Below are 12884 nucleotides of genomic sequence, written 5' to 3' on the forward strand. Positions count from 1 at the left end.
CGGCCCTGCGGCGAAGGGCGATGCGGCGCCTGCCGTTGAGCCATGCGGAAGCCGTGCGGCACCGCCCCCGGACCCGCCGCGCGGCTTCCAACACTGAACGGCCTTTGCGCGAGGGGCGATGTCCCCGCGATTCGCGCAGCAGACAGACACCTGGGCCTGCGCACTCCGGCTTGAGACCGGACGGCGCAGGTCCCCCTTTTCGGATGCCCTCCTTGATTCGGAAGAACGATGCCATGCCGCGCCACGCCGCCAACCGCTTCCTCGCCTCCACCGCCACGTTCGCGCTGATCCCGGTCGCGCTGGCGGCGGGCGCTGCCCCCGCCCTTGCCGACACCACCATCAGCACCAGCACGACCGCGCCGCTCGCCACCTCCAGCGCGGGCAACGTCACTGTCGCCAGCGGCGGCACGGTGGCCGTGACGACCGGCAACGCGGTCACGGTCGATGCCGGCAAGACGGTAACCGTGAACAGTGGCGGCGCGATCACCGCCGGCACGGGCAACGGCGCCATGGGCATCTTCGTGGCGCCGGTCGCCACCACCATCACCAACGACGGCACGATCACCGTCACCGAAACCTTCACCGCGGCGGACGCCGACAGCAACGGCATCGCCGACGGGCCGGTGGCCAGCGCAAGCGACCGCTACGGCATTCACGTCGCATCGGGCGGCACCATGACCGGCTCGATCGGCAACACCGGGACAATCGCCGTCGACGGGCTGAATTCCGCAGGCATTGCCGTGGATTCGGCGCTGACGGGCGATCTCACGACCACCGGCACGATCAAGGTCAAGGGCGACAACAGCGTGGGTATCCGCACCGGCGCGGTGGCGGGAAGCGTCAACGCGGGCGGCTCCGTCTCGGTCATCGGCCAGGGCGCGCAGGCGCTGGTGGTGAGCGGCGACGTGGGCGGCAAGGTCAAGATCAACGGCGCGCTGACGCAGGCCGCCAGCTACACCGCCGACGATGGCACGACGCAGGTTCTGTCGCGCAGCGCGCTCCATTCGGGCAAGGCCGCGGTGCAGATCGGCGGCAACGTGGCGGGCGGCGTCGTGCTTTACGCGCCGGTGGATTCGTCTGCCACAGACCAGTCGACCGGCTCGATCATTGCGTTCGGCAACAGCCCCGCGCTGCTGATCGGCGGCGCGGCCGATACCACCATCGGCGGCGGCACGACCAAACTCGGCACGTATTCGCTCGGCATCGACGGGTCGGTTTCGGCCACGTCGTACTACAGTTCGACCGATGCCTATGGCGTGGTGATCGGCGGACAGGGCGGCAACGTGACCCTGACCAACGGCATCGGGGTTTCCGGCTCGATCACCGCCACGACGATCGATTCCTCGGCCACGGCACTGCTGATCAATGCCGGGTCGAGCGTGACCACGCTGAGCAACGACGGCACGATCAAGGCCGTCATCAGCTCGCCCGGCATCGGCGGATCCTATGCGATCAAGGACATGTCGGGCACGCTGGCCACGATCAGCAACACCGGCACGATCGCGGTCAGCGGATCGAGCGAGGACAAGCTGGCCGCCATCGACGTTTCGGCGAACACCACCGGCGTGACCATCAAGCAGTCCCTGAACGCCACCAACGCCGCCCTGCAGGCCACCGCGAAGGCCGCGAGCGGCTACAACCCGGACACGGCCACCGTCTACACCTCGATCACTGGCGACATCTATACCGGCAGCGGGAACGACACGCTCGACGTGGGCAGCGGCAAGATCACCGGCAACACCTACCTCGCGGCGGGCGACGATACGGTGAAGCTGGCAGACGATGCCAAGTACATCGGCAAGATCGATTTCGGCACCGGCACCGCCGCGATGACGATGGCCGGCAATTCGCGCTTTACCGGCACGATGGCGCTGAACGGTCAGCTCGGCACGCTGACACTGGCGGACAGCGCGCGTTGGCTGGGCACGGTGACGGGGGGGTCGCAGCTGACGGTGAACGTCAATTCCGGCACCTTCGGCGCCAATGCCACCGGCACCACGGCCGTTCACGCGCTGAACATTGGCGCGGGCGGCACGCTGGCGGTCTATGTCGACGGGGCGACGGGGACGAGTTCGAAGCTTGTCGCCGATACCGCCAGCTTCGCCAGCGGCGCGAAGATTTCCGCGACCGTTTCCTCGCTGGCGGAGGCCGAGGGCACCTACACCGTGCTGAGCGCGGGCACGCTGACCGGCACCGGCAACATCGGCGATACCGCGCTCAACATGCCGGTGCTCTACAACGGCACGGTGAGCGCCGAGGGCAATGACCTGCTGCTGACGATCTCGCGCAAGACGGCCGACCAGCTTGGCCTGAACGCGGCGCAGGCGTCGGCCTATGGCGCAATCCTGGCGAATGCCGTGAATTATGCGAGCTTGCAGACCAGCCTGCTCCAGGTGGCGGACGTTGCCACGCTCCAATCGCAGTTCTCGCAGCTTCTGCCGGTATTCAACGGCGGCACGTTCGACCTGGTGACGCGCGGATCGCGGCTGGCCGCGCGCCATGTGGCCGACGATTCGTCGATCTTCACGATCAGCGATGTGGGCGGCTGGCTGGAGCCGATCTACTTCCGCGGCACCGAGAAGGCCGACGCGACCGGCGCCGGGTTCAAGACCGATGGCTACGGCCTCTCGTTCGGGATGGAGCGGCGCACCGGCATCGGCAACATCGGCGCCTCGTTCCTCTACTTCTCGGGCAATGCCAAGACCGGCGACGCGCAGACGGTCAAGGGCAACAGCTATGAACTGGGCGCGTTCTGGCGGCTGGCGAAGGGTCCGCTCTACGCCTACGCGCGCGCCGGGGTCGGCAAGACTTCGTTCACGTCGACCCGGACGTTCGCCGGAACGGCCGACAGCACCGCTTTCACCTATACCGCCGCCGGCAGCTGGAAGGGCTGGACCGTCTCGGGAACGGGCGGCCTGTCCTACAAGGTGGACGTGGGCGGCGGCTTCTCGCTGAAGCCCAAGGCCGTGCTCGACTATTACCGCCTGCACGAAAACGGCTACACCGAAACCGGCGATGCCGCGCTGGCGCTGGCGGTTGGCAGCCGCAACAGCAGCGCGCTGAACGGCACGACCACGCTGGTGGCGGCATGGAGCGCGGGACAGGGCAGCTACGAAGGGCGGCCGTTCACGGTCGAACTCGAAGCTGGCCGGCGCAACCGCCTGTCGGGTGAACTCGGCGACGTGACTGCGAACTTCACGGGTGGCAACGCCTTCACGCTCACCCCCGAATCGATCCGCTCGGCGTGGGTGGGCGAGGCCAGCATCCTGCAAGGCGGGCTGGACTATACCTGGAAGCTCAGCGCCGGGGCGGAACGCACGCAGGGCGGCGGCACGTCCTACTCGGCGCGCGCTTCGCTCAGCATCGCGCTCTGAGGTTTCCGCAGGAGAACGCGAGAGGGGCGGCCCGCCGGGACCGCCCCCTTTTCCTTTATGCAGCGGGGACGGAAGTCCGCAGCAGGTCGCGATACTGGCGCGGCTGGCTGCGCAGGTATTGCGGCGGCACTTCCACCTGCCCGCCCAGCGCGGCGGCGGCGCGCCACGGCCAGTGCGGCTCGTAAAGCACGGTGCGCGCCAGCGCGACCAGATCGGCATCGCCGGTGGCGACGATCGCCTCGGCCTGTTCCGGCTCGGTGATCAGGCCCACCGCAACGACCGGGATCGACACCGCCTGCCGCACCGCGCGCGCCAGCGGCACCTGATAGTTCGGGCCGACCGGAATCGCCTGCCGCGGATCGAGCCCGCCGCTGGAAACGTGGATGGCATCGGCGCCGCGCGATTCGAGCGCCTTGGCGAAAGCGGCGGTCTGCTCGATATCCCACCCGCCTTCGACCCAGTCGGTGCCCGAGACGCGGACCGTGACCGGGCGATCTGCGGGGAAGGCGGCCCGCACCGCGTCGAACACTTCCAGCGGGAAGCGCATCCGGTTCTCAAGGCTGCCGCCATAGTCGTCCGTGCGATGATTGGAGAGCGGCGAGAGGAATTCGTGCAGCAGGTAGCCGTGCGCGGCATGGATCTGCACCGCGTCGATCCCCAGCCGCGCGGCGCGGCGGGCGGCGGCGACAAAGGCATCGCGGACGCGGTCCAGCCCGGCGCGGTCCAGCGCGGCCGGCGGGTTCTCGCCCGCGGCGAAGGGCAGCGCGGAGGGCGCCACCGTCTGCCAGCCATGGGCCTGCCCCGGCGCGATCTGCGCGCCGCCGTCCCACGGCCGCGCGGTGGAAGCCTTGCGCCCCGCATGGGCGAGCTGGATGGCGATGGGCATGGCCGAATGGCGGCGGACGCTTTCCAGCGTGCGCGCCATCGCCGCTTCGGTGGCATCGTCCCACAGGCCGACATCGGCGTAGCTGATCCGGCCTTCGGGTTCGACTGCGGTCGCCTCGATGGTGAGGAGCGCCGCGCCTGAATGGGCAAGGCTGCCCAGATGGATCGTGTGCCAATCGGTCATCTGCCCGTCGACGGCGGAATAGGTGCACATCGGCGCGATGACGATGCGGTTGGCAAGGTGAAGCCCGCCGACGTCGAAAGGCTGGAACAGCTTGGGAGAGGACATGGGATCAGGTGCTCCTTGGGAGAGGGACCGCCCCCAGATAGGAAGCGCCCCCCCGCCATTGCACCCGCGCCCGGCCTCAGTCCTTCTTCTGCGCGGCAAACCAGGGCTTCATCCGGCGGATCGCCTCCTCGACCAGCGGGGTGGATACCGCGAAGCTGAAGCGGATGAAGTGGTGGCCCTCGACCGGATCGAAATCGATGCCCGGCGCGGTGCAGACCCCGGTATCGCGCAGCAGCCGTTCGCAGAAGGCCAGGCTGTCATCGGTCAGGTGGCCGATGTCGGCCCAGATGTAGAAGGCGCCATCGGGCGGGGCGATCCGGGCAAGGCCCATGCCGGGCAGCGCATCGAGCAGCAGGTCTCGGTTGCGCGCATAAGTGGCGACGTGATCTTCCAGTTCGTCACGGCAATCCCACGCCACCAGCCCCGCATGCTGGCTGAGCGAAGGCGGGGTGAGGAACAGGTTGCCCATGCGCGCCACCGCCTGCCCCACGAGATCGGGCGGCACCACCAGCCAGCCCAGCCGCCACCCGGCCATGCTGAAATACTTGGAGAAGCTGTTGACGATCAGCGCCTGGCTATCGAACCCGAGGACCGAGACGGCCGGCTCGCCATACGTGATGCCGTGGTAGATCTCGTCCGACACGATGCGGATGCCGCGGCGGCGGCAGACATCGACGATGGCGGCAAGTTCGTCGGCGGGGATCACCGTGCCCGTGGGATTGGCCGGGCTGGCGAGGATCACACCGTCAGGCGCCGGATCGAGCGCTTCGAGCGCGGCGGCGGTCAACTGGAAACGTTGCTCCGGGCCGCAGGGCAGTTCCACCGCTTCCATGAACAGCGCACGCAGGTTGTTGCGATAGGCGACATAGCCGGGGCGGGCGATGGCGACGCGCGCGCCGGGGCCGAACAGCAGCGACAGCGCCATGACCAGCGCGGGCGAGGCGCCGCAGGTAAGGATCACCTGCGAGGGATCGACCGCGACCCCGCAGCTTTCCCTGTAGTGCAGCGCGATCCGCGCCTTCAGCGCGTCGCTCTGCCAGTATCCCATTGGATCGCTATCGAGCACGCGGTGCGCCTCGGCGATGGCGGCGGCGGGCGCCCCGGTGGAGGGCTGGCCGAATTCCATGTGGATCACGTCGCGCCCTTCCGCCTTGAGGCGATGCGCGAGGACCGAGACGGATATGGCGTGAAAGGGTTCGAGCCGGGCAATCATGCTCCGTGGCCTAGCAACGCGCCGTGGAAGGTTCAAATCCCGCGACGACCCCACGCTCTTACTTACTCGAATGATTGACAGCGGTGCCCCGGCATGGCCCAATGGCACGCAGACGGCCGGCACGAACCGGGCGCACAAGGAGAGGTCCATGTCTACTGAACCGACAGCGGCGGCGCACGCCCCGCCATCCACCGGCCTTGCCGCCGGCATCACGCTTGCCGCCATCATCCTGATCGCCGGTTTCATCGCGCTTGGCACCGCGCTGCACCTCCAGCCGCTCTATGCCGGCTTCACGCTGCTGTGGTTCTGGACCACGGTCGATATGTCCGACCTGAAGAAGCTGCCCGCCGCGGTAATCGGTGCGCTGGCCGGCACTGCCACCAGTTACATGGTGCAGATCGGCGCCAGCACGGGCAACACCGCGCTCGTGATCGCGGCTCTGGCCATCATCATCATCGCGCTGTTCATGGTGATCGCCCAGCGCATGGCACTGGTGTTCAACGCCAGCTACATGCTGTTCGTGACCGTGATGAACGCGCCGCTGATCCAGCAGGGCGAAAACTTCCAGAACGTGTTCGCCTCGATCGCGCTGGCGACGCTCTACTTCGGCGGCATCTTCTACATCGGCAGCCGCATCATGGCGGGCCGCGCCGCGCAGGCCGCAAGCGCCTGATTCTTGCGAGGGCGGGGGCAGGCTGCTGCTCCCGCCCGCCTATTCCGGATACATTTTCCATGCTGCTCTACGACCATCCCTTCTCGCCCTATGGCCAGAAGGTGCGCATCATGCTGCGCGAAAAGGGCCTCGCCTTCACGCAGGCGATGCCGCCGGGCGTGGGCTCGGGCGAAGGCGACGACTACGCCCGCCACAACCCGCGCATGGAAGTGCCCGCGCTGGTGGTGGACGACAACGCCACGCTCTACGATTCCACGGTGATTCTCGAATATATCGAGGACGCCCACCCCCTGCCCGCGATGCGTCCGGCCGATCCGCTGCAACGCGCACGCTGCCGGCTGATCGAGGAAGTGTGCGACACGCACTACGAGGCGATCAACTGGGGCCTTGGCGAAATCCGCTTCTTCGGACGAGCCCCCGACAAGGCCGAGGCGCTGCGGGCGAGTGCCGGGCGCGAGACGGCACAGCTCCAGAACTGGCTTGAGGCGCAGATTCAGGACAGCGGCTGGCTGACCGGGCCGGACTTCGGCTGGGGCGACCTTTGCGCCGCGCCCTACGTCATGATGTCGGGCCTGTTCGGCTTCCCGCCCCGGTCTGGGTCGCGGTTGGAGGCATGGCTCGAACGCGTGCGCGCACGGCCATCGGTGGCGGAAACTTTTGCCGAAGCCGAGGCGCAGGTCGAGCCAATGGCGCAAGTCGCCGCCTTCCTCGAGGCCGGGCTGTTCAAGCGGCAATACCGGGATCACCGGCTCGAATGGATGATCCGCGCGGGCGGGCTGGACGTGGTGCTGGACGGCATCGCCAAGGACAATGTGCGCTTCACCGATCTGGGCAAGTTCGCGGGCTAGCCACCCAGCGCGCGGTGGCAGGCGAGCACCGCGCGGGCGGCGTCGAGCCGGGCATCGAGCACCGCGTCCGCGCCGTCGAGCCGGACCGTTTCCACCGCGCGAAGCTGGTCGCGGCTGATCTCGCCCACCCTGAACGCGGCGGCGGCGCGTGTGGCGGCGCGGGCCAGCGCGGCCTCCTGCGCCTGCCGCTGCACCAGCGCCGATCGCGCGGCCGCCAGCTGGATGAAGGCGCTTTCGACCTGCTCGCCGGCTTTCAGCACCTGTCCGCGATAAGTCGCCAGCGCCTCGTGCTCCTGTCCGCGTGCGCGGGCGATCTCTGCATCCACCCGGCCGAAATCGAACAGGCGCCAGCGCAGCCCGACGCCGCCCTGGATCACGCTGGAATCCCCGCTGCCGAAAGTGGACAGCGTGTTGCTGCTGAAGCCGAGCAGGCCGGCGAGGCTGAGCTTGGGCCAATATTCGCCCAGCGCCTGCCCGACGCGGGCATGGGCGGCACGCAGCCGCGCTTCGGCAACGACAAGATCAGGCCGCGCGCGCAGCAGGTCCGCCGGGACGCCTGCGGCCGGATCGCCCGCCTGTGGCACCGCGCCGCCGGCCGCGAGTTCGGGCAGGTCGGTGGACGCCGGTTCGCCGACCAGGATCGCCAGCCGCCCTTTCGCCACCTGCACCGCCCCGTGCGCGGCGGGCAGCGCGGCATCGAGCGCGGCGAGCATCGCCGTCGGCTCCTCCAGCGCGTTCGCCGCCGCCTCTCCCCGCGCCACGCGCCGCCCCATGATGGCGTGGCGTTCGACAACGAGCGTGCGGCGCTGCGCGAGAAGCGCCAGCTGCTCTTCGGCCGCACGAAGCCCCAGATAGGTATCGGCCACTTCGGCTGCGACCGCGAGGCGGGCCGCGTCGGTGCCCGCGGCGGCGGCGACGAGGTCAGCCCTCGCCGCTTCGTTCTGGCGCGCAAGCCCGCCCGCGAAATCGAGATCCCATGACAGGTTGAGGCCAAGATCGATGCGGTTCTGGGTGCGCCCGAATCCCGGAACGTAGCGCGAGAGCCGCCCCAGCCCTTCCTCCAGCGACTGCTGCGAGCGCGCGGCCGTGCCGCTTACCGTGGCCGAGGGCAGTGCCGCCGCGCGCGCCAGCCCCGCGGCGGCGCGCGATTGCTCGACCCGCGCCAATGCCACGTCGATGTCCGGATTGCCCGCCAGCGCGCGGGCGACAAGGCGGTCCAGCACCGGGTCGCCGAACGAGGACCACCATGCGCGCTCCGCCGGACGGGGCATCGAGGCGGCCTGTTTCCACGCACCTGCGACCGGCAGTTGCGGCGGGGCATACGCGGTGCCGGCCGCGCAGCCGCCCAGCAGCAGCGCGGCGGCGGGGATCAGTCTGCGGCTCATGCCAGCGCTCCTTCCACGGCGTGATCGAACCGCGCGCGCGGTTCCGCCCGCTCGGCGAGCAGCAGGTACATGACCGGCGTGGCGATGCGCGCGAGCAGGGTGGAGGTGACCAGCCCGCCGATCATCGCGATGGCCATGGGCGCATTCAGCCCGTTGCCTTCGATAGCGAGGGGCAGAAGGCCGCCGATCGCGGTGATCGAGGTGAGCAGCACCGGCAGGAAGCGCAGTTCGCCCGCCTTCTCCACCGCCTCGCGCACGGGCAAGCCGTCGCGTCGCAACTGTTCGGTGAAATCGACGAGCAGGATCGAGTTCTTGATCTCGATCCCCACCAGCGCGATCAACCCGATTGCGGCGGTGAACGACAGGCTGTTGCCCGTGAGCCAGAGCGCGCCGACCGCCCCGAAGAAGCCCAGCGGCACCACGCCCGCGATCACGATGACATTGCGGAACGTGCCGAATTCCAGCACCAGCACCCCAAGGATGCCCACCGTGGCCACCACGACCGCAGGCAGCAGCCCGCCAAAGCTGCGCTGCTGCGCATCGGCCTCGCCCGCGACTTTCAGCGAATAGCCTGGTGGCAGCACAAGCTCCCGGCCCAGCCGCGCCAGCGCCGTTTCGGTGACACGGCTGACGAGCACGCCGTCGCGCACATACGCACTGAGCGTGACCGCGCGTTCGCGCTGGATGCGCTCGATCTGCGCCGCGCCGGAATGCAACCGCAACGTTGCCAGCGTGGACAACGGAACGCTGCCGCCCGCCGGGGTCGAGACGTAGACCCGGTCGAGCGCGGAGACTTCGTTGCGGCCCGCCATTGGCAGGCGCACCGTGACCGGATAGTCGTCGCCATCGGCATCGCGCAGCACGGCGGGCGTTGCCCCGCCGAGCGCGACCTGCATCGCCTGGCGGATGGCGCCGGCGGGCACCGACAGCGCCCTGGCGCGGGCCTCGTCGACTTCCACCTGAAGATCGGTGCGCGCCATGCGCATCGGGTTGGCCACGTCGCGCAGTTGGGGCATCGACCGCAGCACCTGCTCGCCCCGATCGGCCAGCCGCGTCAGCGTATCGAGATCCGGACCGACGATCCGCACCGCCACCGGTGCTTCCACCGGGGGGCCCTGGACGAAATTGACGATCTTGATCCGCGCGCCGGGGATGCGGTCGAACTCGGCGCGGAGCCGGTCCTGCACGCGCGTGCTGTCATGGTTGTCCCATGTGCGGAAACTGACCGCCACTTCGCCCAGCGCCGGGTCCTCGGGCGCGGGAACGCTGTTGTAGTAAAGCCGGGGGCTGCCGCGCCCAGCATTGGCGACGGTCCACACCACGGACGGTTCGCGGCGCACGCGGGCGTCGATGCGGCGCACCATGGCATCGGTCGTCGCCAATGCCGTGCCCTTGGGCATTTCGATCTTGATCAGGAACTGCGGCAGCTCGGCCGGGGGAAACAGGCTGGAGCCGATGGCGGAAAGCAGCGGCACCGAAAGCATGGCGATGCCAAGGATGATCGCCAGCGCGCGCCACGGCCGCGCCAGCGCACACCGCAGCACCGGAGCATAGACGCGCTCGATGCCGCCGGTCATCAGCCGCAGCAGCCCGTTGCCGTGCGGATCCTCGTTGCGCGACAGGAACCGGCTGGCGGCGAACGGGATCAGCGTGAGCGAGACCAGCAACGAGCCGAGCACCGTGCCCAGGACCGCGACCGGCAATGAACGGATGAACTCGCCCGCCGCCTCCGGCAGCGCCACGAGCGGGAGGAATGCGAACATCAGGCAGGCGGTGCAGCCCAGCACGGCCAGCGCAATCTGCTGCGTGGCGCCAATCGCGGCGGTCATCGGATCGGCCCCGCCGCGCAGCCACCGCGCGACGTTCTCGATCACCACGATGGCATCGTCCACCAGCAGGCCGAGCGAGATGACGAACCCCGTGACCGCCATCTGGTTGAGCCCGAAGCCGGTGGTCGCCAGCAGGCTCATCCCGATCAGCAGCGACACCGGGATCGCCAGCATCACCACGCCCGCCGCGCGCCAGCCCAGCGGCAGCAGCGTGAACGCGACGATGGCGAAGGCGAGCAGGAAATCCCGGCCCAGCGAGCCAAGTCGGCGGCGCACGTTCTCCGCCTGGACGAACCCGGTTTCCAGCCGCACGCTGCCCGGCAAGGTCAGGCGAAAGCGGTCGATCTCGGTGCGCAGCAGGTCGGTCAGCATCCGCACGTCCTGGTGATCGGCCTGCTCCGCCGTGACCACCAGCGCGCGCTCGCCATTGAACCGGACGATGTGCGAGGCTTCACGCTGCGCCCAGTCGACCGCGGCGACATCGCCCACCAGCACGGACCGGCCGCCCGAGATGCCCACCGGCACCGCGCGCACCGCCGCCAGATCGGGATAGGTCCCGGCATAGCGCACGTTGAAACGGCGGGCGCCCGCGTTGACGCTGCCGATGGGGGTATCCGCACCGGCCGCACGCAGCGCGTCGATCACTGCGCCCGCCGGGATGCCCATTGCGGCAAGGCGCGCGGTATCGAGCGCGACGCGCAACTCGCTGACGGGTGCGCCGAACACTTCGGCCTTGCGGATGCCGGGCACGCGCGCGAAGGCATCGCGCAAGTCGCGCGCCTGCTTGTCCAGCGCGCGCATCGGCAGGATCCGGCTGACCAGCGCGACCTGCACGATGGGCACACCGGTCGGCCGTGCGCGCTGGATTTCCAGCCGCGCGACCCCGGCCGGAAGGCTGGGGCGCAGCGCGTTGATCTCGCGCACGATCTCGTCGTACTTGCGCTCCGGCTCCGTGCCCCAGACATATTCGGCGGTGACCGCGACGACGCCGTCGCCCGTTGTCGAGCGCACCTCACGCAAGTTGTCCAGGCCGGCGAGCGCATCCTCGATCGGCTTGGTCACCTGCTGTTCCATGTCGGCGGGCGTGGCGCCGGGCAGAACGGCGGTGACGAAATAGTTGGGGAAGCTGAGCTGCGGATCCTCGGTGCGCGGCACCGCGAAAAACGCGTTCAGCCCCAGCGCGACGAGCATGGCGAAGGCAAGCAGCGAAAACTGCCAGCGTCGCACCGCGAATTCGATGATCCCGTTCATGCGCCGGTGACCGCTACAGGATCGCCATTGCCGACAAAGCCGGCCCCGGCCGTGATGACCCGCGCGCCCGCCGGCAACCCGGTGACTCGCGCGAACCGGTCCGCAAAGCCGCCGAAGACCACTTCCGTCCGGCGCGCCCGGCCCCTTGCATCAATGACATAGACCGACGCGCGCGCGCCCTGTGCGTCAAGGATCGCCTCGGCGGGGATCAGCACTTCGCCCGTGGGCTGGCGCGCGCCGCCGTCGCCCTCGAACGCAACCGATGCCGGCGTGCCGCTGGCAAGACCACCGTCCCCGATGACCGCGACATCGACCAGCACCGTGCCCGAGCGCGCATCGCCGCCGCCCGCGATTCGCAACACGCGCGCGGCCATCGGTTCGGCGCGCCCGGGAACGGTGACGCGGGCGCCCATGCCGGGTCGCAGACCGGCTGCGGCTGCCACCGGCACTTGCGCCACCGCGATCAGCGGCGAAGACAGATCGGCCACGACCGCGACCGCCTGGCCCGGCGCCACCGTTTCGCCCGCTTCGGCGCTGCGCGACAGAACCACTCCGGCGAATGGCATGGTCAGCCGGGTCGATGCCAGATCGTAGTGCGCGGATGCCTGCCCCGCGCGCGCGGCGGCCAGAGCATCGCGGGCATCGCGCGCCTGTGCATCGGAGATGGCGCCCTCGGGCGCCAGTGCGCCGTAACGCTCGGCCGCGCGCCCTGCCCGCGCCACGTCCGCCGCCTGCCGCGCCGAGGCGGCCGCATAAGGCGTAGCGTCGATGGCGGCGACCAGCGCGCCAGCGCCCAGCCGCTGGCCATAGCGCACCGGCACCGCGATCAGCTTTCCGCCCAGCCGGAACGAGAGCGTCGCCTCGCGGTCGCGGTGGAGCGTTGCCGCGTGAGCGGCTGCCATCCCGGCGTTTGTGCCCTGCCCGGCTGCCCCCACCACAAAGACCTGCACCGGGGTTGCCGGCGGCTCTGCGGGCCGCACCGGCGCATCCGCACCGCGCAGGCTTCCCGCCAATGCCAACGCAGCGGCAAGCGCCAGGCCTGACGCGATTACGATCCGGTGCCGAGACGGCATCACATTCCCCCCTATCCCCGACAGGCTATCATTGATAGGTTGGCGGCAGGGTTGTCAAGCGCTA

Annotated in this window: 8 protein-coding genes; 3 read left to right on the forward strand and 5 right to left on the reverse strand. The window is 69.6% G+C overall.

All coding sequences use genetic code 11. From position 1 onward, the window contains the following. The first annotated feature begins 233 nt into the window (after positions 1-233). The gene (locus tag OLX02_RS09840; protein ID WP_264422385.1) at positions 234-3374 is read left to right on the forward strand and encodes an autotransporter domain-containing protein; all 3141 of its coding nucleotides are present in this window, start codon (positions 234-236) and stop codon (positions 3372-3374) included. Between the two features lie 55 nt (positions 3375-3429). Here the strand turns inward: OLX02_RS09840 and OLX02_RS09845 are convergent, their stop codons facing one another. Both OLX02_RS09845 and OLX02_RS09850 read right to left on the reverse strand, forming a co-directional pair. Next, a complete protein-coding gene (locus tag OLX02_RS09845) occupies positions 3430-4548 on the reverse strand; it encodes an NADH:flavin oxidoreductase/NADH oxidase (RefSeq protein WP_264422386.1) in 1119 nt (372 codons plus the stop codon). Positions 4549-4624: 76 nt separating this feature from the next. After that, complete coding sequence (locus tag OLX02_RS09850) at positions 4625-5761, reverse strand: pyridoxal phosphate-dependent aminotransferase (protein ID WP_264422387.1); 1137 nt, start codon at positions 5759-5761, stop codon at positions 4625-4627. A 148-nt stretch (positions 5762-5909) separates the two neighbouring features. Here OLX02_RS09850 and OLX02_RS09855 point away from each other — a divergent pair, with 148 nt between their 5' ends. Further along, the gene (locus tag OLX02_RS09855) at positions 5910-6434 is read left to right on the forward strand and encodes a hypothetical protein (protein ID WP_264422389.1); all 525 of its coding nucleotides are present in this window, start codon (positions 5910-5912) and stop codon (positions 6432-6434) included. A 59-nt stretch (positions 6435-6493) separates the two neighbouring features. Continuing rightward, positions 6494-7282: a glutathione S-transferase family protein gene (locus OLX02_RS09860; RefSeq protein ID WP_264422390.1), complete on the forward strand. Its 789-nt coding sequence runs from the start codon at positions 6494-6496 to the stop codon at positions 7280-7282. On the opposite strand, the gene OLX02_RS09865 is transcribed toward OLX02_RS09860, so the two are convergent. From OLX02_RS09865 to OLX02_RS09875, 3 genes are read right to left on the reverse strand one after another with little or no spacing between them, the layout of a single operon-like run. Beyond that, on the reverse strand, positions 7279-8667 hold the full coding sequence (locus tag OLX02_RS09865) for an efflux transporter outer membrane subunit (protein ID WP_264422392.1): 1389 nt from the start codon (positions 8665-8667) through the stop codon (positions 7279-7281). The two genes, OLX02_RS09860 and OLX02_RS09865, sit on opposite strands and share 4 nt — an antisense overlap. Next, complete coding sequence (locus OLX02_RS09870) at positions 8664-11747, reverse strand: efflux RND transporter permease subunit (protein ID WP_264422394.1); 3084 nt, start codon at positions 11745-11747, stop codon at positions 8664-8666. The genes OLX02_RS09865 and OLX02_RS09870 overlap by 4 nt, the downstream gene beginning before the upstream one ends. After that, on the reverse strand, positions 11744-12820 hold the full coding sequence (locus OLX02_RS09875; RefSeq protein ID WP_264422396.1) for an efflux RND transporter periplasmic adaptor subunit: 1077 nt from the start codon (positions 12818-12820) through the stop codon (positions 11744-11746). Before OLX02_RS09875 ends, OLX02_RS09870 begins: the two co-directional genes overlap by 4 nt. Between the last annotated feature and the right edge of the window lie 64 nt (positions 12821-12884).

Source organism: Novosphingobium sp. KCTC 2891 (genome assembly GCF_025938155.1).
Classification (GTDB): Bacteria; Pseudomonadota; Alphaproteobacteria; order Sphingomonadales; family Sphingomonadaceae; genus Novosphingobium.

Excerpts from the sequence above, each read along its gene's own strand:
- OLX02_RS09845 (WP_264422386.1), bottom strand. The coding sequence starts at position 4,548 with ATGTCCTCTCCCAAGCTGTTCCAGCCTTTCGACGTCGGCGGGCTTCAC.
- OLX02_RS09870 (WP_264422394.1), bottom strand. The coding sequence starts at position 11,747 with ATGAACGGGATCATCGAATTCGCGGTGCGACGCTGGCAGTTTTCGCTG.
- OLX02_RS09850 (WP_264422387.1), bottom strand. The coding sequence starts at position 5,761 with ATGATTGCCCGGCTCGAACCCTTTCACGCCATATCCGTCTCGGTCCTC.
- OLX02_RS09840 (WP_264422385.1), top strand. The coding sequence starts at position 234 with ATGCCGCGCCACGCCGCCAACCGCTTCCTCGCCTCCACCGCCACGTTC.
- OLX02_RS09865 (WP_264422392.1), bottom strand. The coding sequence starts at position 8,667 with ATGAGCCGCAGACTGATCCCCGCCGCCGCGCTGCTGCTGGGCGGCTGC.
- OLX02_RS09875 (WP_264422396.1), bottom strand. The coding sequence starts at position 12,820 with ATGCCGTCTCGGCACCGGATCGTAATCGCGTCAGGCCTGGCGCTTGCC.
- OLX02_RS09855 (WP_264422389.1), top strand. The coding sequence starts at position 5,910 with ATGTCTACTGAACCGACAGCGGCGGCGCACGCCCCGCCATCCACCGGC.
- OLX02_RS09860 (WP_264422390.1), top strand. The coding sequence starts at position 6,494 with ATGCTGCTCTACGACCATCCCTTCTCGCCCTATGGCCAGAAGGTGCGC.